Annotated in this window: 27 protein-coding genes; 19 read left to right on the top strand and 8 right to left on the bottom strand. The window is 70.6% G+C overall.

The features are described from left to right. Positions 1-146: 146 nt before the first annotated feature. Positions 147-1991 carry a hypothetical protein gene (locus tag ABT367_RS20255; RefSeq protein ID WP_352254461.1) on the bottom strand — a complete coding sequence of 615 codons (1845 nt, stop codon included), beginning with the start codon at positions 1989-1991 and terminating at the stop codon, positions 147-149. 240 nt (positions 1992-2231) lie between these two features. After that, positions 2232-3143: a hypothetical protein gene (locus ABT367_RS20250; protein WP_352254460.1), complete on the bottom strand. Its 912-nt coding sequence runs from the start codon at positions 3141-3143 to the stop codon at positions 2232-2234. Between the two features lie 107 nt (positions 3144-3250). Between ABT367_RS20250 and ABT367_RS20245 the strand changes: the two genes are divergently transcribed. The 4 genes from ABT367_RS20245 to glmM all read left to right on the top strand — a co-directional run bounded on the left by ABT367_RS20245 (position 3251) and on the right by glmM (position 7267). After that, positions 3251-4477 carry a glycosyltransferase 87 family protein gene (locus ABT367_RS20245; RefSeq protein ID WP_352254459.1) on the top strand — a complete coding sequence of 409 codons (1227 nt, stop codon included), beginning with the start codon at positions 3251-3253 and terminating at the stop codon, positions 4475-4477. A gap of 210 nt (positions 4478-4687) precedes the next feature. Continuing rightward, positions 4688-5131, top strand: a complete 444-nt coding sequence (rplM, locus tag ABT367_RS20240) for a 50S ribosomal protein L13 (protein WP_165332376.1) — start codon at positions 4688-4690, stop codon at positions 5129-5131. A gap of 42 nt (positions 5132-5173) precedes the next feature. Continuing rightward, positions 5174-5695 carry a 30S ribosomal protein S9 gene (gene rpsI / locus ABT367_RS20235; RefSeq protein WP_165332377.1) on the top strand — a complete coding sequence of 174 codons (522 nt, stop codon included), beginning with the start codon at positions 5174-5176 and terminating at the stop codon, positions 5693-5695. Positions 5696-5908: 213 nt separating this feature from the next. Continuing rightward, positions 5909-7267: a phosphoglucosamine mutase gene (gene glmM, locus ABT367_RS20230; RefSeq protein ID WP_352254458.1), complete on the top strand. Its 1359-nt coding sequence runs from the start codon at positions 5909-5911 to the stop codon at positions 7265-7267. 59 nt (positions 7268-7326) lie between these two features. On the opposite strand, the gene ABT367_RS20225 is transcribed toward glmM, so the two are convergent. Next, entirely contained in the window at positions 7327-8277 is a 951-nt protein-coding gene (locus ABT367_RS20225; RefSeq protein WP_352254457.1) for a DUF389 domain-containing protein, read from the bottom strand. Between the two features lie 43 nt (positions 8278-8320). Next, complete coding sequence (locus tag ABT367_RS20220) at positions 8321-8788, bottom strand: MarR family winged helix-turn-helix transcriptional regulator (RefSeq protein WP_352254456.1); 468 nt, start codon at positions 8786-8788, stop codon at positions 8321-8323. A gap of 110 nt (positions 8789-8898) precedes the next feature. Between ABT367_RS20220 and ABT367_RS20215 the strand changes: the two genes are divergently transcribed. After that, a complete protein-coding gene (locus tag ABT367_RS20215; RefSeq protein ID WP_352254455.1) occupies positions 8899-9270 on the top strand; it encodes a cupin domain-containing protein in 372 nt (123 codons plus the stop codon). Positions 9271-9277: 7 nt separating this feature from the next. On the opposite strand, the gene coaA is transcribed toward ABT367_RS20215, so the two are convergent. Both coaA and ABT367_RS20205 read right to left on the bottom strand, forming a co-directional pair. Continuing rightward, positions 9278-10264 carry a type I pantothenate kinase gene (gene coaA, locus ABT367_RS20210; RefSeq protein ID WP_352254454.1) on the bottom strand — a complete coding sequence of 329 codons (987 nt, stop codon included), beginning with the start codon at positions 10262-10264 and terminating at the stop codon, positions 9278-9280. A gap of 69 nt (positions 10265-10333) precedes the next feature. Next, positions 10334-10573: a hypothetical protein gene (locus tag ABT367_RS20205; protein ID WP_352254453.1), complete on the bottom strand. Its 240-nt coding sequence runs from the start codon at positions 10571-10573 to the stop codon at positions 10334-10336. 143 nt (positions 10574-10716) lie between these two features. Between ABT367_RS20205 and ABT367_RS20200 the strand changes: the two genes are divergently transcribed. From ABT367_RS20200 to ABT367_RS20170, 7 genes are all read left to right on the top strand, one after another. Then, positions 10717-11085, top strand: coding sequence for a holo-ACP synthase (locus ABT367_RS20200; RefSeq protein ID WP_165332384.1), 369 nt, complete (start codon positions 10717-10719; stop codon positions 11083-11085). 7 nt (positions 11086-11092) lie between these two features. Continuing rightward, on the top strand, positions 11093-12586 hold the full coding sequence (locus ABT367_RS20195; protein WP_352254452.1) for an NAD(P)H-hydrate dehydratase: 1494 nt from the start codon (positions 11093-11095) through the stop codon (positions 12584-12586). Positions 12587-12913: 327 nt separating this feature from the next. Then, positions 12914-13813 carry a L,D-transpeptidase family protein gene (locus ABT367_RS20190; protein WP_352254451.1) on the top strand — a complete coding sequence of 300 codons (900 nt, stop codon included), beginning with the start codon at positions 12914-12916 and terminating at the stop codon, positions 13811-13813. 27 nt (positions 13814-13840) lie between these two features. Continuing rightward, positions 13841-14986: an alanine racemase gene (gene alr, locus ABT367_RS20185; protein ID WP_352254450.1), complete on the top strand. Its 1146-nt coding sequence runs from the start codon at positions 13841-13843 to the stop codon at positions 14984-14986. A gap of 82 nt (positions 14987-15068) precedes the next feature. After that, entirely contained in the window at positions 15069-16289 is a 1221-nt protein-coding gene (locus tag ABT367_RS20180; RefSeq protein WP_352254449.1) for an alpha/beta fold hydrolase, read from the top strand. Further along, positions 16261-16806: a tRNA (adenosine(37)-N6)-threonylcarbamoyltransferase complex ATPase subunit type 1 TsaE gene (tsaE, locus tag ABT367_RS20175; RefSeq protein ID WP_352254448.1), complete on the top strand. Its 546-nt coding sequence runs from the start codon at positions 16261-16263 to the stop codon at positions 16804-16806. The genes ABT367_RS20180 and tsaE overlap by 29 nt, the downstream gene beginning before the upstream one ends. Before the next feature lie 130 nt (positions 16807-16936). Further along, positions 16937-17101, top strand: coding sequence for a hypothetical protein (locus ABT367_RS20170; RefSeq protein ID WP_199547378.1), 165 nt, complete (start codon positions 16937-16939; stop codon positions 17099-17101). Positions 17102-17123: 22 nt separating this feature from the next. Here ABT367_RS20170 and ABT367_RS20165 read toward each other — a convergent pair whose 3' ends face one another. Continuing rightward, entirely contained in the window at positions 17124-17672 is a 549-nt protein-coding gene (locus ABT367_RS20165) for a hypothetical protein (RefSeq protein ID WP_352254447.1), read from the bottom strand. Between the two features lie 304 nt (positions 17673-17976). On the opposite strand from ABT367_RS20165, the gene tsaB reads away from it, so the two are divergent. The 5 genes from tsaB to ABT367_RS20140 all read left to right on the top strand — a co-directional run bounded on the left by tsaB (position 17977) and on the right by ABT367_RS20140 (position 21250). Beyond that, positions 17977-18630, top strand: coding sequence for a tRNA (adenosine(37)-N6)-threonylcarbamoyltransferase complex dimerization subunit type 1 TsaB (tsaB, locus tag ABT367_RS20160; protein WP_352254446.1), 654 nt, complete (start codon positions 17977-17979; stop codon positions 18628-18630). 17 nt (positions 18631-18647) lie between these two features. Then, entirely contained in the window at positions 18648-19160 is a 513-nt protein-coding gene (gene rimI, locus ABT367_RS20155) for a ribosomal protein S18-alanine N-acetyltransferase (RefSeq protein ID WP_352254463.1), read from the top strand. Beyond that, on the top strand, positions 19153-20262 hold the full coding sequence (gene tsaD / locus ABT367_RS20150) for a tRNA (adenosine(37)-N6)-threonylcarbamoyltransferase complex transferase subunit TsaD (protein WP_352254445.1): 1110 nt from the start codon (positions 19153-19155) through the stop codon (positions 20260-20262). Before rimI ends, tsaD begins: the two co-directional genes overlap by 8 nt. 90 nt (positions 20263-20352) lie before the next feature. After that, positions 20353-20805 carry a hypothetical protein gene (locus ABT367_RS20145; protein WP_352254444.1) on the top strand — a complete coding sequence of 151 codons (453 nt, stop codon included), beginning with the start codon at positions 20353-20355 and terminating at the stop codon, positions 20803-20805. A gap of 91 nt (positions 20806-20896) precedes the next feature. Then, positions 20897-21250 (top strand): YciI family protein, encoded by a 354-nt coding sequence (locus ABT367_RS20140; protein WP_352254443.1) that lies wholly within the window; start codon positions 20897-20899, stop codon positions 21248-21250. Positions 21251-21262: 12 nt separating this feature from the next. Here ABT367_RS20140 and ABT367_RS20135 read toward each other — a convergent pair whose 3' ends face one another. Continuing rightward, positions 21263-22606: a class I SAM-dependent methyltransferase gene (locus ABT367_RS20135; RefSeq protein WP_352254442.1), complete on the bottom strand. Its 1344-nt coding sequence runs from the start codon at positions 22604-22606 to the stop codon at positions 21263-21265. On the opposite strand from ABT367_RS20135, the gene ABT367_RS20130 reads away from it, so the two are divergent. Continuing rightward, positions 22605-23498, top strand: a complete 894-nt coding sequence (locus ABT367_RS20130; protein ID WP_352254441.1) for a polysaccharide deacetylase family protein — start codon at positions 22605-22607, stop codon at positions 23496-23498. The genes ABT367_RS20135 and ABT367_RS20130 overlap by 2 nt on opposite strands. Continuing rightward, entirely contained in the window at positions 23495-24325 is an 831-nt protein-coding gene (locus ABT367_RS20125; RefSeq protein WP_434975501.1) for a polysaccharide deacetylase family protein, read from the top strand. The genes ABT367_RS20130 and ABT367_RS20125 overlap by 4 nt, the downstream gene beginning before the upstream one ends. The last annotated feature ends 18 nt before the right edge of the window (positions 24326-24343 follow it).

Genomic DNA, 24343 nt, shown 5'->3' with positions numbered 1-24343 from the left:
GAGCCTCGTGGCCATGACCTTGGTCTCGTTCCCGGCGGCGGGGTGCTGCTGGGCGGTTAGTTTTACCCCGTGACGGGCGCGGCCCACGGGGTGTGCCCCGGGCTTATCACTTCCCCCGCCCGGGCCACAGCGCTGTGCTGGTGGCGTCAGTCGCGCAGGCGTGACCGCAGTCGCGGTGCCAGGCGTACGGCCGCGAAGCCGGCCGCGGCGAGCAGCACGCCGATACCGGCGAGCAGACCGATGCCGGTGGCGCCGGTCAGGGCCAGGCCGCCGTCGTCGTCCGAACCCGAGCCGCCCGTACCGGAGTTGTCGGAACCGGGGCCGTCATCGCCACCGGAACCGGCGCCTTCGGACGGGCTCGGCGACGGCGAGGGCTGCCCGTTCTCGGCGAGCACCTCGACCTTGAAGCCGGCCGTCACGTTCTTGTAGTGCGCCACGACGGTGTACTCACCCGTGCCCTTGCCGGCGATCAGCTTCGGCGAGGTGGCGGTGCCCATGTCGGAGGTCACCTCGACGATGCGCTTGCCGCCCTCGAAGACGGGTGCGTCCTCGTCCTGGCTCTCGACGCGGAACTCGACCTTGTCCTCGTTCACCCGACCACCGTTCTCCGTCACCATGGCGACGAGCGGTTCGGCGAACTCCTTGCCGGCCTCGGCCTGCTGGCCGCCGCCGGAGACGGCCTTGACCTCGACGCCGTCGGTCGGGTCCTTCTTGACGTGGCGCGTGAACTCGACGGACGTGCCGTTGTTGGTCTCGGCGCGGACCGTGATGGTGCCCTCGCGGTTGCCCGTCAGGTCCTCGATCTTGGCTCGGCCCTGTGCGTCCGTCTTCACGACCACCTTGTTGGTCGAGTGGTCCTCGAACCAGCCGGGGCTGGGGTGGTTCACGATGCTGAACGTCACGCTCTCGCCCGGTACCGGCCGACCGCCCTTGGCCTGGGCGACGACGACCAGTGGCTCGCCCCGGTCGTAGATGCCCACGGTCTCGTTGTCGCCGGACTCCTTGACGAGGGCGTCGACCACGGCCTTGTTCGCGTCGTGCCACTGCAGGACCACACGGCCGCGACCGCCGGGGGAGTGGCCGCCGCCACCTGCGGCGACGCCGGACTCGACGGGGGAGTTGTAGGGGGCGCCGTCCCAGAAGGGGTCGTCCTTGCGCGGTGCACCGGCGCCGTCGCTCACCACCATCTCCACATCGGAGACCGTGGCGCTGTCGGCGTAGCTGGACCCGCCTCCGCCGCTGCCCTGGTGGAAGCGGTCCTTACCGCCTCCGCCGCCTCCGCCGGCCCAGCCGGCGCCACCGCCGCCGCCACCGGAGTTCGGGGCGGCATCGCCACCCGCGCCACCGTCCTGGGCGTCGGCGCCCGCGCTGCCGTTTCCGCCGTCGCCCGTTCCTCCGGCGCCGCCCTTGCCGCCCTTGGCCCCCTTGCCGCCGAGCTCGCCCTCGTCGGCGTCCTTGCCGTTCTCGGCCCCGCCGTCGCCGGCGGTGCCGCCCTTGATGTCGAGGCCTTGATCACTGCCACCGCCGCCGCCTGCCGCGATCACCAGCGGATCGCCGTCGGCCGTACGGAGCGAGGAGCTGGCGCCGCCGTTGTAACCACCCCCGTTGCCCTTGCCGCCGAGCGCATCACCGAAGCCGATGAGGCCGTCCTTCGAGCCCGCGACCCGTACGTCCAGTTTCTCGCCGGGGGTGACCCGCACCTTCCCGGAGACGAACGCCCCGCTGCCGCCGCTGGTCATCGCGGTGCCGCCACCGCCCTGACCCCAGGCCCGCACTTCGAGCTTGGTGATCCCGGCGGGGACCACGAAGTCCTCCTTGGCGCCGGTCGATTCGAAGATCCGGCACTCGTTGTATCCGGCGGTCGGCATGCACTCGGGCGCCGGAAGCGCGGCGGCCGGGGCCGCACCGCTCACGGCGAGACCCGCGACGGCCAGCGCGGCGACGACGACGCTGCTCGCGCCTCTGCGCAGCACGGAACTACCTCTGTTCACAGAACCCCTCCACTGCCCCTGGACCCCCCAGGGCTTGTCCTCGGACGACCGTCGATCGTCATGCGGCGCGGGATCCCCCGATCCCGGCGGCGCGCGCGGTGTCACCGCGGCCGCAGTGCCCGGCATGAGCATGGCCGTAACAAGAGGAGACTACCGCCCCATTCGTCACAGGTCAGCCTGAAACCGAACGTGAAATCGAGTGCGGGGCGGGGGAGTTCAGGACTTCGTGCGGCCGGAAGGTCAGGGGTTCTGCACGGCCGCCGAAGCCTGGGCCTCGCCGCGGCGGTGGATCTGCTGGAAGGCCAGGCCCGCGATGTCGTCGCCCGCCGTGAAGACCTTCTTGTCCTTCGTCGTGACGTCCTTGCCGCTGGTGAAGCCGCCGACCGTGAAATAGGCGTAGCGGCCGTACGAGTTGGTGGTCGAGCGGCAGATCGTGGTGTTGCAGAAGGCCGGGACGCCCTTGCCCGAGAGGGACTTGACCGTCCCCTTCTTGTAGGCGTCCTTGACCTTGGTGGCCTGCTTCTCCGTGTCGAAGACCGCGACGCCGACCGTGATGGCCACGCCGTCCTTCTCGTACGTGGCGCGCAGCACCTTGGTGCAGCCGTTGGACTTGAGCAGGGCGCCGAGCGGGCCGTTGGTGACCGAGTCGCACGCCTTGGTCTCGGCGGTGGCGCCCTTCTTGTAGACCGCGCCGCCCTTGGTGAACTTGGAGCCAGGGAACAGGCCGGCCGCGCTCAGCGGCGCCTTGTCCTTGTCCGCGCTGGAGATGTAGTCCTTCGGGTCCGGCGGCGGGGGAGGCTTGGTCTCGGCGAAGGTCGGCTGCTGCGAGGCCGTGGAGCCCGGGACCGAGGCGGACGGCGTGCCGCCGGCGGACTTGTTGTCGTCCGAGCCGTTGGCGGAGACCACGGCGACCGCGACGACGGCCGCCACGGCCACCGTGGCGAGCGCACCGCCGCCGACCATCAGGAGCCTGCGGCGCTTGGCGCGGGACTCCGATGCCTCGGCGAGTGCGGCCCAGTCGGGCGTCTGCGCGCCCGGCTGCCCGGGCGCACCCGCGGGCGGCATGCCCGGCTGCGTGACCCAGTGCGACTGCGGCTGCTGCGGCTGCTGACCACCGGAACCCCACGGGGGTCCCCCCTGCCCAAAGCTCATGGGGCGCATCTTAGGCCGAAACGGTGACACCGGGTGCGGGCGTTATCCGGGGGTGGGCAGCGCGTTATGCGGGGGTGATGCAGGGTCGTCGGCCTAGGTTGATTGCCATGAAACGCGTAGATTCAGGGCGATTTGAGGTTCTTTGCTGGCTGGAGCGGCCCGCCTCCCGCGCCATGTGGTGCGCGCTGGCCGTGGTGCTCGCCGCCGGTGTCGTAAGGGTCGGGCTGCAGTCGTCCGACGGCGGGATGGACAACGCGATCGTCATCAAGGCCGCCCGGACCTGGCTCGACGGCGGATCCCCGTATGACGACCCGCACTTCCTGTATCTGCCGAGCGCCGTCCTCGCGGCCGTGCCCGAGGTGCTCCTTCCCGCCTGGCTGCTGCGCTTCGCCGCGCCCGCGTTCGTCACCGGCGCGCTCCTTGCCGGGTGGGTCTGTGCGCTGCGGCTTTACGGGGTCGGGCTGCGCAGCCGGTACGCGGCGGGCGGTCTGCTCGCCCTGGCGCTCGGCTTCGCCCCGTTCGGGCATCTGATCGTGCTCGCCAACTGGACGGTCGTCGCGGCCGCCGTGCTGCCGGCCGCACTGCTGCTCGCGCACCGGGGTCGCTGGACGGCGGCGGGGGCCGTGATCGGTGCGGCCATCGCGTTCAAGCCGCTGCTCGTGCCCGTGCTCCTTCTCTTTCTCTTCGCCCGGCGGTGGCGAGCGCTGACCGTCGCGGCGCTCGTGCCGGCCGCGGCATCCGGGCTCGCGGCCCTGGCGATGCCCGACCCGGCCGGATTCTTCACGCGGACCCTGCCCTTCCTCTTCAAGGGCGACGACAGCTTCGTACGGCTCTACGAGGCCTCGCCCGCGGCCGTGCTGCCGCGTGTCGGGGTGCCGCAGGGGGCGGCCTCCCTGTTCGCGCTGACCTGCGCGGCGGCCGGGGTGTGGTGTGCCTGGCGGCGCTGGGGGCGCGGGGACGTGACGAGTCCCGCGCGGCTCGGGGAGAGCGCCGTGATGGTGATGCTCGCCGCGTTCCTGGTCTCGCGGCCCTCGTACGACCACTACCTCCTCGTCGTCGTACCGCTGCTGCTCGCCGGGGCCGGACAGGAGGGTGCGCCGGTGCGGACGGCCGGGTTCTGGGTGGCGATGGTGCCGCAGGTGCCCGGATTCGGGTGGCCGTTCCTCGAGGCTCCGGCCGGTGTGCGGCGGGCTTTCAAGGATGCGTTCACACTGTGTGTGCTTGCGGTGACGGTGGGGCTGTGCTGCGTACGGCGGGGCTCCGTGGTCCTCCCGCACACCAGGCGAGCCCGTACCCTGGAGTCGGCAGAGCCTGCGGGCGACCGCGCGTTTTGACCCGAACGGGTAAGCGCGGGTATTCTGCCAGTTCGTTATGCGTATTGGCTTGGTCGTTCTCACGCGATGGGCCCATACGTAAGTTCCCTGGAGCAGTTACCAGTGGCTCGCATACGGGCATCGCCCGGCGACTGTGAGCCCCAGCTGCATGATCGCTTCAGAGGATTCGTGTGTCTGGAACCCATCCACTGAAGAAGCGAAGGCTACGAAGTGCGTACGTACAGCCCTAAGCCCGGCGATATCACTCGCCAGTGGCACGTGATCGACGCCCAGGACATCGTCCTCGGCCGTCTCGCGAGCACCGCCGCCAGCATCCTGCGCGGCAAGCACAAGCCGATCTACGCGCCGCACGTTGACACCGGTGACTTCGTCATCATCATCAACGCCGACAAGGTGCACCTGTCCGGCAACAAGAAGACCCAGAAGATGGCGTACCGCCACTCCGGCTACCCGGGTGGTCTGCGCTCCGTCCGCTACGACGAGCTTCTGGACAAGAACCCCGAGAAGGCCATCGAGAAGGCCGTCAAGGGCATGCTCCCCAAGAACACCCTGGGCCGTCAGATGCTCTCGAAGCTGAAGGTCTACTCGGGCGACCAGCACCCCCACGCTGCCCAGCAGCCGGTGCCGTTCGAGATCACCCAGGTCGCGCAGTAGTTCCGGCCACCCCCTAAGACGTAAAGAAATCTGAGGAGCATCGTGGCCGAGACCACCGCAGAGCAGCCGATCGAAGACATCGAGGCTGAGGCGCCCGAGCAGTACACGACCGAGTCCGAGGCGCCCGTCGAGGGCGAGTACACCTCCGAGTCGAACGCCGCGCGCTTCGGCGACCCGCAGCCGGCCGCCGGCCTGGGTCGTCGCAAGAACGCCATCGCCCGCGTCCGGATCGTTCCGGGCACCGGCAAGTGGAAGGTCAACGGGCGTACGCTCGAGGACTACTTCCCGAACAAGGTCCACCAGCAGGAAGTCAACGAGCCCTTCAAGGTGCTCGAGCTGGAAGGCCGTTACGACGTCATCGCCCGCATCTCGGGTGGCGGCGTCTCGGGTCAGGCCGGCGCCCTGCGCCTCGGCGTGGCCCGTGCCCTGAACGAGGCCGACGTGGACAACAACCGCGGCGCGCTGAAGAAGGCCGGCTACCTCCGTCGCGACGACCGTGCGGTCGAGCGCAAGAAGGCCGGTCTCAAGAAGGCCCGTAAGGCTCCGCAGTACAGCAAGCGTTAATCGCTGGCTGCACTGCTCGGCAGAGCATCTGCCACACGTTCGCCCCGGCGGCACGCTGAGTGCTGCCGGGGCGTTCGTTTTATTAACGGGCATGGGCGTATAACGACATAAAGCGCTCAGCTGTATTCATTGAGTTTCATTGGCTTGCAGGCTCGGTGCTCTACAGAGCAGAACCGGGCACTCGAGAAGTTCAGGTAGTTCGGAGGACATCTAGTGGGACGACTCTTCGGCACCGATGGCGTGCGCGGTGAGGCCAACGCGGATCTGACGGCCGAGCTCGCGCTCGGACTCTCCGTCGCTGCGGCCCATGTCCTGGGGGAGGCGGGCTCGTTCGAGGGGCATCGCGCGGTGGCGGTCGTGGGGCGGGATCCGCGCGCTTCCGGTGAATTCCTCGAGGCGGCCGTCGTCGCGGGTCTGGCGAGCGCGGGCGTGGACGTACTGCGCGTGGGTGTGCTGCCGACCCCCGCGGTCGCGTATCTCACCGGCGCCCTTGGCGCCGATCTCGGCGTCATGCTTTCCGCCAGCCACAACGCGATGCCGGACAACGGCATCAAGTTCTTCGCGCGCGGCGGCCACAAGCTCGCCGACGAGCTCGAGGACCGGATCGAGACCGTCTACGAGCAGCACCGCACCGGTGAACCCTGGGAGCGCCCGACCGGCGCCGGAGTGGGCCGCATCAAGTCGTACGACGAAGGCTTCGACCAGTACGTCGCGCACCTCATCGGTGTGCTGCCGAACCGGCTCGACGGTCTGAAGATCGTCCTCGACGAGGCGCACGGCGCGGCCGCCCGGGTCTCGCCCGAGGCCTTCGCGCGGGCCGGCGCCGAGATCGTCACGATCGGTGCCGAGCCGAACGGGCTCAACATCAACGAGGGCTGCGGCTCGACCCACCTCGACCTGCTCAAGGCCGCGGTCGTCGAGCACGGCGCGGACCTCGGCATCGCGCACGACGGTGACGCGGACCGCTGTCTCGCGGTCGACCACGAGGGCACCGAGATCGACGGGGACCAGATCCTCGCAGTCCTCGCGCTGGCCCTGCGCGAGCGCGGGCAGCTGCGCGAGAACACCGTGGTCGCGACCGTGATGTCCAACCTCGGCTTCAAGCTCGCCATGGAGCGCGAAGGCGTCGGGTTCGTCCAGACCGGGGTCGGCGACCGCTACGTCCTCGAGTCGATGAAGGAGCACGGATACGCGCTCGGTGGCGAGCAGTCCGGCCATGTCATCGTCCTCGACCACGCCACGACCGGCGACGGCACGCTGACCGGTCTGCTGCTCGCCGCGCGCGTCGCCCAGACGGGCCGCTCCCTCAAGGAGCTCGCGGGTGTCATGGAGCGACTGCCGCAGATCCTGATCAACGTGCCGGACGTCGACAAGTCCCGCGTCTCCACCTCGGCCGAACTGGCCGCCGCGGTGACGGACGCCGAGCGTGAACTGGGCGCCACCGGCCGGGTGCTGCTGCGTTCCTCGGGTACCGAGCCGCTGGTGCGCGTGATGGTCGAGGCCGCCGATATCGACCAGGCGCGGTCGGTGGCCGGGCGGCTCGCCGATGTGGTGAAGTCCGCGCTCGGCTAGACGAGTTGCGTTGTACGGGCTGTGGGCCGGCCGTCCTTCGGGGCGGCCGGCCCACAGGCTTATGGGGCGGAGTCCTTTATGGGGGTACGGGTCCGGTGCCGCGCCCAGAAGTACTTCTGGGCCAGGAGCGTGAGCGTGCCGGCCACGATGATGCCGAGCAGGTTGAGCAGCAACTGCTCGGTGGAGGCCCAGGCTTGCCCGTACTCCGTGAAGCTGAAGGCCACCGCGGCGTTCGCGGCAGCCGGAACGGTGGTGACCGAGATCGCCACGCCCACCAGGGCGCCCGATTTCGCCGAGGTCAGCGAGAGCGTGCCGGCGGCGCCCGCGAGGACCGCCACGATGAAGGAGAACCAGTCGGGCGCGTAGATGAAGCTGGTGTTCGGCCGTTTCGCGTCGAGCTGTTCGATCGAGAACAGATCCACGGCGTCCATGAAGAGGCTGAAGCCGAAGGTCACCACCATCGCGAAGGCGAAGCCCGCGAGCAGGGCGATCAGGGAACGGAGCGCGAGCCTCGGCGCCTTCTGCACCAGGGCCGTGCAGAACCCGGCGAGCGGCCCGAACTCCGGACCCACCGCCATCGCGCCCACGATCAGGATCGCGTTGTCGAGCACCACACCGCAGGCCGCGATCATCGTGGCCAGGGTGATGAAGGCGAGATAGGTGACCGAGAGCGTGGACTCCTCGTGGGTCGCCTCGGACAGTTGCTCCCAGAGCACCGCGTCCGAGCCCTCGCCCGGTGCCTCGCGCTCGGCCTTGTCGGCGCGCTTGGACAGGGACAGGTCGATGTTGTCGACGGCGATCGAACCGCACTCGTCGATCCCCAACTCCCTCAGCCCGCCGAGCAGTTCATCGCCGGCTTCGCGTGCCACGTCGCACAGCACGACGTCGCCCCGGGGGTTGCGGGCCGCACCGCTGAGCACCGCGAGATGCGTGGTGCCCACTGTTTTCTCGATCAGCTGGACCACTTCGTCCGTACGGTCGGACGGTGTGATCAGGCGTACGTGCAGCATGTCGGCACCTTAGCGCCGGACCGGCGCGGGGTGCAGCGAGCGGTCAGGGCATGGAGCGCAACGACCGGGCGAGGCCGTCCGGTTTGTCGCTGCGGTCGATGATCCGGGCCAGGGCGAGACGGACGGCGGCGGTGGCCTCGCCGCCGAGCTCGGCCGACAGCTGTTTCTCGAACTCCTTCTGGAACGCGACCCCGCTCTCCATGAGCGCACGGCAGCGCTCGGTGCGGACAAGCCGCTTGACCCTGCCGTCGGCGGGATCGGGTACGCGTTCCACGTATCCGGCCTCGACCATGTCGTCCACCAGCTTCGCCGCGCCTTGGTGGGTGATCTCCAGCCTGGTGGCCAGCTCGCGGATGGTCAGGGGTTCGGCGGCGATCAGCTTGAACGCGTAGCCGAAGGCGGGCCGCAGGGCGGTGAAGCCTGCTGCCGCCAGGTGGTCGTGGAGCTCGGTGACCACCTGCTGGTAGGCGAGCCCGAGCAGGAGGCCGAGGGGGGCGTCGTCGCGGTCCATGGCTCTTCATCTTTCCAGGGGGTCTTTCCAGGGGGTCGTCCCCAGGGGTTGACGACCTTCAAGCAAGCTTGTACAACTTCAGTTGTACAACTACTGGAGAGGAAATCTTCTTGCCGATCATCCAAGCATCTTCCGCCCCGACCTTCGACCTCCCCAACGCCACCTTCACAGGCCTGGCCGCACCGAGCCGGGGCGCCAAGGAGACCTGCGTCTGGAAGACCCGTGTGCACCCGGGCGCCGAGCCCGGGCTGCACTCCTTCGACCATGAGGAGGTCCTGGTCGTGATCGCCGGCGCGGCGGTCGCCGTGCTCGACGGAGTGGAGCACCCGGTGACCGTCGGGGACGCGATCATCGTGCCCGCCGGTGTCGAGTTCGGTCTGGGCAATCCGCACGACGAGCCCTTCGAGGCCGTGGTCGCGCTGCCGGTCGGCGCGCTGGCCTTCATGAACGGGAAGTCCCTGGTCCCGCCGCCCGCTGAATAGCGACGGCTCAGAGCTTGCGCAGCCGCAGGCGCTGCACCTTGTGGTCCGGGCCCTTGCGCAGCACCAGGGTGGCGCGGGCCCGGGTGGGGGCCACGTTCTGGGTGAGGTTGGGGAGGTTGATGGTCTGCCACATGCGGCGGGCGTAGGCCATCGCCTCGTCCTCCGGGGCCAGGGTGTGGCGGTGGAAGTACGAGTCCGGGTTCTGGAAGGCCGTCTCGCGCAGCTTGCGGAAGCGGCTGAGGTACCAGCTCTCGATGTCCTCGGGCTTGGCGTCCACGTACACGCTGAAGTCGAAGTAGTCGGCGAGACCGACCCGGGTGCGGCCGTCCTTGCCGGGCAGGGCGGGCTGCAGGACGTTCAGGCCCTCGACGATCAGGATGTCGGGGCGCCGGACCGTCAGGCGCTCGCCGGGGACGATGTCGTACTTCAGATGCGAGTAGACGGGCGCGGTGACCTCGTCCTTGCCGGCCTTGATGTCCGCGACGAAACGGGTGAGCGCCCTGCGGTCGTACGACTCGGGGAAGCCCTTCCTCGCCATCAGACCGCGGGCCTCCATCTCCTTCATGGGCCACAGGAAGCCGTCGGTGGTGACGAGTTCGACCCGCGGGTGCTCGGGCCAGCGGGCGAGCAGGGCCTGGAGCAGTCGCGCGACCGTGGACTTGCCGACGGCGACCGAGCCCGCCACTCCTATGACGAAGGGCGTGCCGTGCTGGGTGCCGTGCCCGTCACCCGTGTCGAGGAAGGTGTTGAGCGCGCCGCGCAGGGTGTCGGTGGCGCCGACGTACAGATTGAGCAGCCGGGACAGCGGCAGATAGACGTCGCGCACCTCGTCCAGGTCGATCACATCGCCGAGTCCGCGCAGCTTCTCGACCTCCGCGGCGGTCAGCGGGAGCGGCGTCTTGTCGCGCAGCGCGCTCCACTCCGACCTGGTCAGGTCCACGTACGGGGTGGGCTCCGAGCGGCGGTGAGTGCCCGGCGGCGGCGAGGTGATCACAGAGTCATTGTTGCGGCTCCATGAACGGCGTGTGGCGTGGGGTGCGTCACGCGGGTGCGCGCCCCGTCGTCACTCGCCTCCGGCGATCCGGTCCCGTGCCTCCTCGACCAGGCTCAGGTACTCGGCCTCTTCGCAGCCGGGCATGGTGCCCATCTCGTACAGGTCGAGGGCGTCGTCGAGGTCCTCGCCCAGGTCCTCGTCGGGCAGGGCGTCGAGGGCGAGCTCGCTGTGGACCTGTCCGGTGAAGTCGGTGGCCGTGCGCGTGGTGGATCGCCTGCGGGCGAAAAGACGTCTGCGTATCGGCACCATGCCCCCCAGCACAGAACCCGGTGCCCGGCTCGGGCACGGTTTCGAGGAACGTAACCGCCTGCGGAGCAACGGTCCAGACCTGTGCGTCAGGGATCTGACCCGTAGGCTGCCGCCATGCGCGCACCACAGCCGGGACGGGTCGGATGATCATCGGAGTCGGGATCGATGTGGCCGAGGTCGACCGCTTCCGTGCCTCCCTCGAGCGCACTCCCTCGCTCGCGCAGCGCCTCTTCCTGGAGAGCGAGTTGTATCTGCCGAGCGGGGAGCAGCGCGGCTTCGCCTCCCTCGCCGCCCGTTTCGCGGCCAAGGAGGCGCTGGCCAAGGCGCTCGGGGCGCCGGCGGGGCTGCACTGGACCGATGCCGAGGTGTACGTCGAGGAGAGCGGGCAGCCGCGCCTTCGCGTCACCGGCACCGTGGAGCGCCGGGCGGCCGAGCTCGGGGTGCGCGGCTGGCATGTGTCCCTGAGCCACGACGCGGGCATCGCGTCCGCCGTGGTGATCGCGGAAGGGTGATCTTCCCGTGCGTACTGCTCACAGCGTCGAGACCGTGCGCGCCGCCGAGCGCGCGCTGATGGCACAGCTGCCCGAGGGCGCGCTGATGCAGCGGGCCGCCGCGGGCCTCGCGGCCGCCTGCGCGGATCTGCTCGGGCGCGTTTACGGCTCCCGGGTCGTGCTCCTCGTCGGCAGCGGCGACAACGGGGGCGATGCGCTGTACGCCGGCGCCCGCCTCGCACGGCGCGGCGCCGGGGTCACCGCGGTGCTGCTCGCGCCGGAACGTACGCATGCGGGCGGGCTCGCGGCGCTGCGGTCCGCCGGGGCGCGCGTCGTCACCGCAGGTGACGCGGGGCCGGTGATCGCCCGGGCCGATCTCGTCATGGACGGCATCGTGGGCATCGGCGGCAAGGGCGGCCTGCGGCCGGATGCGGCTCAACTCGCCTCTCTCGTACGGGAATCAGGCGCCGTGGTCGTCGCCGTGGACCTGCCGAGCGGGGTCGGGGCCGACAGCGGGGAGGTGGCCGGGGACGCGGTGCGGGCGGATGTGACGGTCACGTTCGGGACGTACAAGCCGGGGCTCCTGATCGACCCGGCGCGGTCGTACGCGGGGGCGGTGCGGCTCGTCGACATCGGGCTCTCGCTGCCTTCGGCACCCTCGGCACCCTCGGCACCCTCGGCACCCTCGGCACCCTCGGTACCCTCGGCACCCTCGGGGCCCGAGCTCGAGGCGCTGCAGTACGCGGATGTGGCGGCGCTGCTGCCTTCGCCGACGGCGTCCAGCGACAAGTACGGGCGGGGTGTGGTCGGGATCGCGGCCGGCTCGGCCACGTATCCGGGCGCGGCGGTGCTGGCCGTCGCGGGCGCGCTGCGGGGCGGGGCGGGAGCCGTGCGCTATGTGGGCCCTGCCGCCGACGCGGTGCTCGCCCGCTTCCCCGAGACGCTGGTGCACGCCGGGCCGCCGTCCGCGGCGGGGCGGGTGCAGGCGTGGGTGGTCGGGCCCGGGATCGGGGACGACGCGGCGCGGGTGGCGGATGTGCTGGCCCAGGACGTGCCCGTGCTCGTCGACGCGGACGGTCTGCGGCTCGCGGATCCCGCGGTGCTGCGGGCGCGGGCGGCGCCCACCGTGCTGACCCCGCATGCGGGGGAGGCGGCGGCGCTCCTCGGGGTCTCGCGGGAGTCGGTGGAGGCGGCGCGGCTCTCGTCCGTACGGCGCCTTGCCTCGGAGTTCTCCGCGACCGTGCTGCTCAAGGGGTCGACCACACTGGTCGCGCCGGCGGGCGGTGGGCCGGTCCGGGTCAATCCGACGGGGACGGCCTGGCTGGCCACGGCCGGTAGCGGGGATGTGCTGTCGGGGCTGTCCGGGGCGCTGCTGTCGGCGGGGCTCTCCGGGGTGGACGCGGCTTCGGTGGGGGCGTATCTGCATGGGCTCGCGGGGCGGGCTGCGGCGTCCGGTGCGCCGGCGTCGGCGCAGGATGTGGCGGCGGCGATTCCTTCGGTTTGGCGGGATGTTCGGGGCTGAGGGGGTGTGCGTCGGGTGCGGGTGGGTGGGCGCCTGCGGCGGGCGGATTTCCCCTACCCGCCCCTTCCCGAAACCGGGGGCTCGCCCCCGGACCCCCATCACAAGGCACCCCATGGGTGGGTAACCCGCGGGGGCTTCGCCCCCTGCACCCCCCTCTGGGGCTCCGCCCCTCGCCCCCACCGGGGGCTCCGCCCCCGGACCCCGGCGATTCGGATCTGCTCAATCGCCGCAGGGGCTTGGATTGCCGCAGGGGCTGGGATTGCCGCGCAGGCTGAAATTCCCGCGCGCCTGCACCAGTTCGCCCTTATATGACCGTTTCCTGAAGGAATGATTCACCGCACCGCACGCCGTACCACCCGCCTCACCCTCGCCGCGGTACTCGCCCTCGCGGCCCTCGCCACCCCCGCCGTCGCGGCCGACCCGGGCCCCCCGCCCGTGCCCGCGCCCCAGCAGGAGCTGGTTCCCGGGGTGCCGCTCACTCCGTACCACCTGTGGCAGTTGGACACTCCCGATCAGGGCATGGCGCCGTTCGTCTACCAGCCGAGTGCCGCCGAGGACTCCGTCGAACCGATGGAGCCGCCCGTCGAGCTCGACGCGCTGATCGAGTACGTGCCGCCGAGCGAGGTCGTCCGCGGTGCCGCGGCGCCGTTCTGCAGCAAGCGGACCGGGCCGCATCAGCGCCGGGTCGAGGCGTGGCTGAAGCTCGAGGTGGACGGCAAGCAGTCGGCCAAGGACTGTGCTGCGATCCGAAAGTTCCAGCGGGCGCAGGGGATCCGGCCCGACATCGGCTTCGCCGGCCCGGTGACCTGGGCCCGGATGCGCTGGCTGAGTGCCGTACGGGATCCGAAGGCGCTGAAGAAGTGCCCGGCGCGTGCGTACCGCATCGCCTGTGTGGACCTCGCGCGGCAGCTGATGTGGGTGCAGAAGGGCGGGAAGGTGACCTTCGGACCCGTGGCCGTGCGCAGCGGCAAGAGGTCGACGCCGACGCGCACCGGCTGGCACAAGGTGTTCTGGAAGCACAAGAACCACTACTCGACGCTGTTCCGGACCCCCATGCCGTACAGCCAGTTCTTCAGCGGCGGGCAGGCCTTTCACGCCGTCTACAGCAGTGTCTACAGCACGTCGGGCTCCCCGGGCTGCGTGAACCTGAGCTACCGGGACGCCAAGCGGCTGTGGAACAAGCTGTACAAGGGAGACCGGGTGTACATCTGGGGCCGCAGGCCGTGACCCACGGCTCTGAGACACTGGGGCGCGATGACTGAGACACCTGTGCGCGTCCGCGCCGAGATCGATCTGGCCGCTCTGCGGGCCAATGTGCGGGCCCTGCGTGCCCGCGCACCCCGCGCCGCGTTCATGGCCGTGGTGAAGGCGGACGCGTACGGGCACGGGATGGTGCCCTGCGCCAAGGCCGCGCTGCAGGGCGGTGCCACCTGGCTGGGCACGGCCACCCCCGAGGAGGCGCTCGCACTGCGCGCGGCGGGCATCGGCGTCGACGACGCCCGCGTCATGTGCTGGCTGTGGACGCCCGGCGGCCCCTGGCGCGCGGCGATCGAGGCGGAGATCGACCTCGGTGTGAGCGGTATGTGGGCGCTGCGCGAACTGACCGCCGCGGCCCGCCAGGCGGGGCGTACGGCACGGGTGCAGCTGAAGATCGACACCGGGCTCGGGCGCAACGGCTGTATGCCCGCCGACTGGCCCGAGCTGGTCGAGGCCTGTCTGAAGGCCGAGGCCGAAGGCACGGTCAAGGTCACGGGCATCTGGTCGCACTACGCGTGCGCGGACGAGCCGGGGCACCCCTCGATCGCCCTGCAGTCCGCCGAGTTCGCCGACGCGGTGCGCTTCGCCGAGCAGGCTGGCGTGACCCCCGAGGTCCGCCACCTCGCCAACTCCCCGGGCACGCTGACCCTGCCCGAGTCGCACTACGACCTCGTACGTCCCGGCATCGCGATGTACGGGCTCTCGCCGAGCCCCGAGGTCGGCACGTCCGCGGACTTCGGTCTGCGTCCGGTGATGACCCTCAGCGCACAGCTCGCCCTCGTGAAGCGCGCCCCCGCGGGTCTCGGCGTCAGTTACGGGCATCACTACGTCACACCCGAGCCCACCACGCTCGGCCTGGTCCCCGTCGGTTACGGCGACGGGCTGCCCCGGCACGCCTCCGGGGCCGGCCCGGTCCTCGTCGGCGGCAAGGTGCGGACGGCCGCCGGGCGGATCGCCATGGACCAGTTCGTGGTCGATCTGCACGGGGACCAGCCCTCGGTGGGCGATGCGGCGGTGCTGTTCGGACCGGGCGACCGGGGCGAGCCGACGGCCGAGGACTGGGCGCAGGCGGCGGGCACCATCGGGTACGAGATCGTCACGCGCATCGGAACACGCGTTCCCCGCGTCTATGTGAACGAGTGACCGACCGGGTATGTGAACGAGTGACGATCCGGTGTACTCGCAGGGCTCGTGAACGTCGTAACGCAGGAGGCAGGAGCGGCACGTGAGTGACACAGGCACCCAGATCGCCCGGGCCGCCGAGGAGGCGGCAGGCGGCGGCTGGCGCAGGGCGGGCATCGCGGGCGCCGCGATAGGCGTGATCGCCGCGGGCGCGGCCGCCGGTGTCGCGGTCGAGCGGCTCACCGTCGGGCGCGGCATGCGCAAGAAGGCCCGCCTCGCCCTCGACTCCGCCGGTCCCTACGGCTCGCTGCGCGGACTGCCCGGCAAGGCGCAGGCCGAGGACGGCACGGTCCTCTACTACGAGGTCGACGAGGTCGAGCCGGACAGTGCGAAGGGCCGCCGCGGCCGCCGCCTCTTCGGCCGCAAGGCCCCCGCGCCCGTCACCGTCGTCTTCTCGCACGGCTACTGCCTCAGCCAGGACTCCTGGCACTTCCAGCGCGCGGCCCTGCGCGGCGTCGTGCGCACCGTCTACTGGGACCAGCGCAGCCACGGCCGCTCCGAGCGCGGCAAGGCACAGACCGAGCACGAAGAGCCGGTCACCATCGACCAGTTGGGCCGCGACCTCAAGGCCGTCATCGACGAGGCCGCGCCCGAGGGCCCGCTCGTCCTGGTCGGCCACTCCATGGGCGGCATGACCGTGATGGCGCTCGCCGACCAGTTCCCCGAGCTGATCCGCGACCGGGTCGTGGGCGCCGCGTTCGTCGGCACGTCCTCCGGGCGGCTCGGCGAGGTCAACTACGGTCTGCCGGTCGCCGGCATGAACGCCGTACGCCGGGTCCTGCCGGGAGTCCTCAAGGCGCTCGGCTCGCGCGTAGAGCTGGTCGAGCGTGCCCGCGGTGCCACCGCGGACCTGTTCGCGGGCATCATCAAGCGCTACTCGTTCGCTTCCCGCGAGGTGGACCCGGCGGTCGCGCGCTTTGCCGAACGTCTCATCGAGTCGACACCCATCGACGTGGTCGCGGAGTTCTACCCGGCTTTCGGCGATCACGACAAGCAGGACGCCCTACGGCACTTCGCGGACCGGCCCGTCCTGGTGCTCGCGGGCGACAAGGACCTGGTCACACCCAGCGAGCACAGCGAGTCGATCGCCGACGAACTCCCCGATGCCGAGCTGGTGATCGTGCCGGACGCCGGGCATCTGGTGATGCTCGAGCACCCGGAGCTGGTGACGGACCGTCTCGCCGATCTCCTGGCGCGTGCGGGGGTGGCCGCTCCGGCCGCTAACGTGGTTGCTCATGGAAGCACCGCACAACCCGGCAAATAGTGTCCGTATCATCATCAACTCCCCTGAGCAGATGGGTGAGTTGGGCCAGCGCCTCGCCAAGATCCTGCGTGCCGGCGACCTCGTGATGCTCAACGGTGAGCTCGGCGCCGGCAAGACCACCCTCACCCGCGGCCTCGGCGCGGGCCTCGGCGTGCGCGGCGCGGTCACCTCGCCGACCTTCGTGATCGCCCGCGTCCACCCCTCGCTGGGCGACGGTCCGCCGCTGGTCCACGTGGACGCGTACCGCCTCGGCGGCGGGCTCGACGAGATGGAGGACCTCGACCTCGATGTCTCGCTGCCCGAGTCCGTGATCGTCGTGGAGTGGGGCGAGGGCAAGGTCGAGGAGCTCACGGACGACCGGCTGCACGTGGTGATCCACCGCGAGGAGGGATCGGGGTCTCCCCTGCTCGAGCGGAGCCGAGAGCTTGGGGAAGCGGTCTCGGACGTACGGACCGTGACGCTGACCGGGCTCGGGGAGCGCTGGGCCGGGGTGGACCTGGAGGCGCTCGCGTCCTGAGCGCACGCGCGTGGCGACAGTTTCCGACAAGCCGTCGGGAAGATATTGCGTACCGGGCACGCCCCGTGTTCACATGGAGACCGAGACTTGGTTAGGGATACCTAACCGCGCCCTGCACTCGGGAGGCACCATGTCGGCCCCGGAACGTGAGACACCCAAGGTGCAGCCGTCGATGAGCGAGCTGCTCGCGTCCTGCGCCGCGGCCACCGCGGTCTCCACGCCGCCGGTGTTCCCCGAGCGCGTCCAGGTCGAGGCGGAACGGACACAAGCGGCGCCGCATCGCGACGCCGCCTGACACTCCGTACCGCTGCGTGGCCCTACTGGACCACGATCACGCTGGTCCCCACGGTGGCGAACTCCCACATCGCGAGCCCGTCCTCGCGCGACTCCCGGATGCCGCCGGTCTTCCTCGACGGGTCGGGCTCCGGCGTCGAGCCGTCCTTGGCCGCGCTGAACCCGATCGTCACGCCGTCGTTCGTCGCGAAGCGCACCACGTGCTCGATCGGAATCCCGTCCGAGCCGGTGATCGAACCGGACCGCGTCGTCACCGCGTACTCACCCGGCAGCGGATCGACCGTGCTCGGCGTGACCTTGAAGGTGTGCTCGACCTTGTCGCCCTCACCCACGAGCCAGACGCGGTCGGAGCCCAGCGAGTACACGACCCGCTCACCCTGGCCGGACAGCGCCGGCAGCCCGTCGGGCTTCGTCTTGCCCCCGGGCTTCTTGGAGGCGCTGGAGGAGGCCGGGGTCTTGGGCTTGCCGAGGGTCTCCGGGGCGGAGGCGGACGCCTGGTACGCGAGGAAGCCGACCGCCGCGAGCGCCGCCGCGGTCAGCCCGGCCACGAATCCCGAGCTGCTGCGTGCCACGAGCTACCTCCACACCCTTCGTACATACGACTGGGTACGTCATATACGTACAGGGAGCGACGTTAGCAGCCGGCCCCCCCCTAGGCCGGGGCGCCGTGCAGGGCCCTCTGGGGCCTGTGTCGGATGACCCGCCTGAGCTGCGACGCCCGGCACGCACTCTCGCCGCACGGTGCCCCAGGACAGGTGGCTCCGCCACATGACCTGTGACACCGCACGCCGAGAGCACGCACCGAACGCCGCCGCTCCCACGCTTCGCGCGGACGACGGGTCATCCGACACAGGCCCCACGCCGTAGGCTGTTCGCGTGCTCTTGCTCGCTCTGGATACCGCCACCCCCGCCGTCACGGCCGCCCTGCACGACGGCCGCACCGTCCTCGCCGAGTCGGGCGGCGTCGATGCCCGCAGACACGGTGAGCTGCTGCTGCCGGCCGTCGACCGGGTGCTCGCCGAGGCGGGTGTGAAACTCGACGCCGTCACCGAGATCGTGGTGGGCACGGGCCCCGGCCCGTACACCGGACTGCGCGTCGGCCTGATGACGGCCATGACCTTCGGGTCGGCGCTCGGCATCCCCGTGCACGGACTGTGCACGCTCGACGGACTCGCGTACGCCTCGGGCCTCGAAGGCGAGTTCGTGGTCGCGACGGACGCGCGCCGCAAAGAGGTCTACTGGGCGCGCTACAACGGCAGTCGTACGAGGGTGACCGACCCGGCCGTCGACCGCCCCGCCGACATCGCCGAGCAGCTCGCGGGCCTGCCCGCGGTCGGTGCGGGTGCGGGGCTCTACCCGGACACGTTCCCGGACGCGCGTACGCCCGAGCACGTCAGCGCCGGTGCGCTGGCCGCGCTCGCCGCCGAGAAGATCGCCGCCGGCGAGCAGCTGACCGAGCCGCGGCCGCTGTATCTGCGCCGGCCGGACGCCCAGGTCCCGAAGAACTACAAGGTGGTCACCCCCAAGTGACCCCGGTACTGCGCGAGATGCGCTGGTGGGACATCGAACCGGTGCTCGAGCTCGAGAAGGAGCTGTTCCCCGACGACGCCTGGTCGCGGGGGATGTTCTGGTCCGAGCTCGCCCACGCGCGCGGCACCGGCGCTTCCCGCCGCTATGTGACCGCCGTCGAGTCCTCGGCGGAAGGTGAGCGGATCGTCGGGTACGCGGGCCTCGCGGCTGTCGGCGGGCTCGGCGACGTGCAGACCATCGCCGTGGCCCGTGACCATCAGGGCACCGGCCTCGGCTCGGCGCTGCTCACCGATCTGCTGCGGCACGCCACCGCCTTCGAATGCACCGAGGTGCTGCTCGAAGTGCGCGTGGACAACGCGCGCGCCCAGAAGCTCTACGAACGCTTCGGCTTCGAACCGATCGGCTTCAGGCGCGGCTACTACCAGCCGGGCAATGTCGACGCCCTCGTGATGCGCCTGACCGATCCTTCGACCGCCACCGCAGCCCCTTTCGGGGAAGAATCAGTGCAAGGAACCGAGACCCATGGCTGACGAACCGCTCGTACTGGGCATCGAGACCAGCTGCGACGAGACCGGCGTCGGCATCGTGCGCGGCACCACCCTGCTCGCCGACGCCGTCGCCTCCAGCGTGGACGAGCACGCCCGCTTCGGCGGTGTCGTGCCCGAGGTCGCCTCGCGCGCCCACCTCGAGGCGATGGTGCCGACCATCGAGCGCGCCCTGAAGGACGCCGGTGTGTCGGCTCGCGACCTCGACGGCATCTCCGTGACGGCCGGGCCCGGTCTCGCGGGTGCGCTGCTCGTCGGCGTCTCGGCCGCGAAGGCGTACGCGTACGCGCTCGGCAAGCCGCTGTACGGCGTCAACCACCTCGCCTCGCACATCTGCGTCGACCAGCTGGAACACGGTCCGCTGCCCGAGCCGACGATGGCGCTGCTCGTCTCCGGCGGCCACTCCTCGCTGCTGCTGTCCTCGGACATCACCTCCGACGTGCGGCCGCTGGGCGCGACGATCGACGACGCGGCCGGTGAGGCCTTCGACAAGATCGCGCGCGTGCTGAACCTCGGCTTCCCCGGCGGCCCGGTCATCGACCGGTACGCGAAGGAGGGCGACCCGGACGCGATCGCGTTCCCGCGCGGTCTCACGGGCCCGCGCGACCCCGCGTACGACTTCTCCTTCTCCGGTCTGAAGACCGCGGTCGCGCGCTGGATCGAGGCGAAGCGCAATGCGGGCGAGGACGTTCCCGTACGGGATGTGTCGGCGTCCTTCCAGGAGGCGGTCGTCGATGTGCTCACCCGCAAGGCCGTGCGGGCCTGCAAGGACGAGGGCGTCGAGCACCTGATGATCGGCGGCGGTGTCGCGGCCAACTCCCGCCTTCGCGCCCTGGCCCAGGAGCGCTGCGACAAGGCCGGCATCCAGCTGCGCGTGCCGCGCCCGAAGCTGTGCACGGACAACGGCGCGATGGTCGCCGCGCTCGGCGCCGAGATGGTCGCCCGGGGCCGTTCCGCCTCGGACTGGGACCTCTCGGCGGACTCCTCGCTCCCGGTCACGGAGCCTCATGTGCCGGGTCACTCCCACGGCCACGGGCACTCGCACGATCACGTGCACGAGGTGGCCAAGGACAACCTGTACTCCTGAGCTGCGGCTCGCTGCCCGGCGCCAAGTGGCAGGAGTGGTTCCGGACCGCCCGGCCACTCGTGTCGTATGACGACTTCTCCGGAACCATCCGTGCGTGAAGTGCCGCTGGCCGCGGGCAAGTTCGTGGACTACACCGAAGTCGGCTGGATCGACGTCATTCTGAACATCGCCGGGATCCTGGCGATCATCGGCCTGCTGTCGTGGATCACCTGGGGTTTTCTGGAACGGCGGCACGGGGCGCGCGAGGCGGCCCGCCGGCATGACGAGAAGGGCGGCAGCGTGCCGGGGCGCCATGTCCGCACCCGCATGATCCTCGGGGCGCTTTCGGTCCTGGGTTCCCTGGTGCTGCTCGGCTTCGGTGTCGCGCTGGCGGGCCGGCCCGGCGCGCTGGGCCGGCCCGGCGCGCTGGGCGAGAACGTGGTCCTGATGCAGATCGAGGGAGTGGTCTTCCTCGCGCTGTGGCTGTTCGCGGGGGTGTTCTGGCGGCCTCGGCGGGGGCCCGCGGAGCGTTCGCGGCAACCGGAGAAAAGTTTCTCGAAATAATCCGCGGCATGTGTCGATCCCGGCCGTCGCCGTTCGACACAGGGGTGAGAGGCAGGGGAGAAGCCCCCGTCACCGCAACCGAGGAGTCACCATGCCGCGCTACATGTCGCTGATCCGTATCGACGAGAACAACAACCCCGGTGGTCCGAGCGAGGAGCTCATGGAGCGCATGGGCAAGCTCATGGAGGAGATGACCAAGGCCGGCGTCCTCCTGGACACCTCCGGTCTGCATCCGACCTCCGAGGGCAAGCGCGTGCTCTACAGCGGCGGCGAACTGTCCGTCACCGACGGCCCGTTCACCGAGACCAAGGAGGTCATCGGCGGGTACGCGGTCCTTCAGACCAAGGACGAGGCCGAGGCCCTGGAGTGGACCAAGCGCTTCCTCAAGGTCCACGAGGAGCAGTGGACGATCACCTGCGAGCTGCGCGAGATCGTCGAGGGCTGAGCCCTCTCCGCGTCACCCGGCGGGTGCGGGGTGGCCGACGAGCATCGTCGGCGCCCCCGCCACCCGAGTGAGGAACACGGTCGCGGAGTTCCGCCCCTGCAGCTTCATCTTCTTGCGCAGCTCCTCCGGCTCGACCGCGGAGCCGCGCTTCTTGACCGTCAGGATCCCGACCTCGCGCTCGCGCAGCAGGGCCTTCAACTTCTTGACGTTGAAGGGGAGTCGGTCGGTGATCTCGTACGAGGTCGCGTACGGGGTGCTGTGCAGCTCATCTGCGGTGATGTAGGCGATCGTCGGATCGATCAGCCCGCCGCCCAGGTCATCGGCCACCTCGGCGACCAGATGCGCGCGGATCACGGCGCCGTCGGGCTCGTACAGGTAACGCCCCACCGGGCGGACTTCGGGATCAGGGAGCATGGTGGCCGGTGAGGCCCAGACCCCGGCCCCCGAGGGGAGCAGAACCGCTCTGCGTGCCCCGGGCGTGGCGTTCGGCCGGAAGCCCAGGACCGCCTCCTTGACGTCGCCCCCATCCGAGATCCACTCGGCTTCCGCATCGGCGGGGATCATGTCGTGGGGAATCCCGGGCGCGATCTTCAGTTCCGCGAACGGTGCTTTGCGTGCAGCGGCGACGGCCCAGGAAAGGGGAGGGGAGTAGGCCTCCGGGTCGAAGATCCGGCCGCGCGCCCCTGAGCGCCGCGCCGGATCCACGAACACGGCGTCGTACGGGGATGTGTCGACCTCCGTGACATCCGCCTCGCGCACCTCGATCAGCTCGTCCAGACCGAGTGCGACCGCATTGGCGCGGGCCACCGCACAGGTCAGCGGATCCCGGTCGACGGCGAGCACGCGGATCCCGGCCCGGGCGAAGGCGATGGCGTCACCGCCGATGCCGCAGCACAGGTCCGCGACGGACCGGATCCCCGCCGCCTGGAAGCACTCCGCCCGGTACGTGGCGACGCTCGTGCGTGTGGACTGCTCAACTCCGTTCGGGGTGAAGAACATCCGCTCGGCGTCCTTGCCGAACTTCGCCGCGGCGCGCTGCCTCAGCCGTGCCTGGGCCAGCGCCGCGGAGACCAGCTCGGAGGCGTATGTGCGGCGCAGACGGGTCGCGAGGGCGAGCTCCTGGGCGGGGTCGTAGTCGCGGAGCTCCGCGAGGAGGGCCGCACCCTCGTCGGTGAGCAGAGCGCGGAAGGCGGCGCAGGCGGCGAGGTCGGCGGAGGCGTTCACCTCTCCATTGTCGGCGACCGGGGCGGGAGCGCCGTCAAAGGCCCGGGTGTCGGCCACATGGTGGATGGTGGCTGCCCAGGCGGCGACGTCAGCCAGACCGAGAGGGCCCGCGCTGACAGGATCCGGCTCCATGCAACTAGTACGACAAAACGACAAAAATCGGTTGCGTGTGGCCTTGTCCGGGGTGGCCCTGATCGCCACCACCGCCGTCGTCGCCACCGCCTGTTCCAGCGGCGGCGGCAGCGAGCCGGTCAAGCCCGCCCCCGGCCAGCAGGCCGCCGCCCTCGCCAAGCAGCGCGCCGCCGCGCACGCCGCCAAGGTGGCCGCGGTCAAGCGCTGGGGTCTGGCCAAGATGCCGCTCACCGCGCCCGAGGCGCCCCTGAAGAAGACGAAGCCGACCACCCGTAAGGGCTTCGAGGTGTCCGGGCAGAAGGGTCTGCCGCAGGTCTTCACCACGATCCCGACCAAGGACAAGGTCGTCTTCCTGACGATCGACGACGGGGCCGAGAAGGATCCTCAGTTCCTCAAGATGATGAGCGATCTGAAGATCCCGTACACGGCCTTCCTCAGTGACTACCTGGTCAAGGAGGACTACGGCTACTTCAAGAAGATGCAGAACCGCGGCGTCGCCTTGAACAACCACACGCTCAACCACCGCTACATGCCCGGGCTCACGTACGACCAGCAGAAGCGTGAGATCTGCGGGATGCAGGACGTCATCGAGAAGCGCTACGGCAAGCGGCCCGAGCTCTTCCGCCCGCCGTACGGCAACTACAACCGCGACACCCTCAAGGCCGCCAAGGCCTGCGGCATCAAGTCCGTGCCGCTGTGGAACGCCGAGGTCTTCGTGGACCGCATGGACTACCGGGAATGGGACCGCGACATCCACCCCGGCGACATCATCCTCACGCACTTCCGCGGCAAGGAGGACTGGAAGGGCTCGATGCCCGACATGATCCGCAAGTTCATGAAGACGGTCACCGACAAGGGGTACGCGGTGGCCCGCCTGGAGGACTACCTGTGAGGCCCGCGCACCGGCTGCTGGCCGGCGTGCTGGCGGCCGGTGCGCTCGCTCTGTCCGGGGGCCTCACCGGCTGTGCCCAGTCCGTCGACCCCATCGAGCGGCTCGGCCGCAAGGCCGCGCAGAAGGTCGAGGAGCGCCGGGTCAGCCAGGCCACCGCCCGCCGCTGGGGCCTGGACAAGCCGCTCGCGCCCGCCCCGAAACCGCCGCCCCGTTCGCTGCCGAAGGGTGCGGGACCCGGCCTTCCGCCGGTGCTCGACCGGGTGCCGACCAAGGACAAGGTCGTCTTCCTGACCTTCGACGACGGGGCCGAGCGCGACCCGCGGTTCGTACGGATGGTCAAGGAACTGCGGCTGCCGGTCAGCATGTTCCTCACCGACAGCGTGGCCGGTCCCGGCTACGCGCACTTCGGCGAACTGGCCTCGGTGGGCGCCACCGTCCAGAACCACACCCTCGACCACCCCTATCTGCCGGGACTTCCCTACGAGGGGCAGCGCTGGGAGATCTGCGGCCAGCAGGACAAGCTCAAGGAGCGCTTCGGCCAGCGGCCGCGGCTGTTCCGTCCGCCGTACGGCGAGTACAACGCCGACACGCTGCGGGCCGCGGCGGACTGCGGGCTCTCGGCGGTGGTGCTGTGGCGGGCGTCGATGCAGATCAACGATCTGCGGTACGCGCAGGGGACGAAGCTACGGGCCGGTGACATCGTGCTCGCGCACTTCCGCGGACCGGACGAGCTGCACGGCGCCTCCCTGACCGAGATGACCACGCGGATGCTGCGCCGGATCCAGGAGCAGGGGTTCACGGTGGCGCGGCTCGAGGACTATCTCTGATCGCCGAGGGCCGGCTCG

This window comes from Streptomyces mesophilus, from assembly GCF_040300965.1.
Classification (GTDB): domain Bacteria; phylum Actinomycetota; class Actinomycetes; order Streptomycetales; family Streptomycetaceae; genus Streptomyces; species Streptomyces mesophilus_A.
The sequence above is the reverse complement of the archived record's forward strand: the minus strand, read 5'-3'. Positions and strand labels throughout refer to the sequence as shown.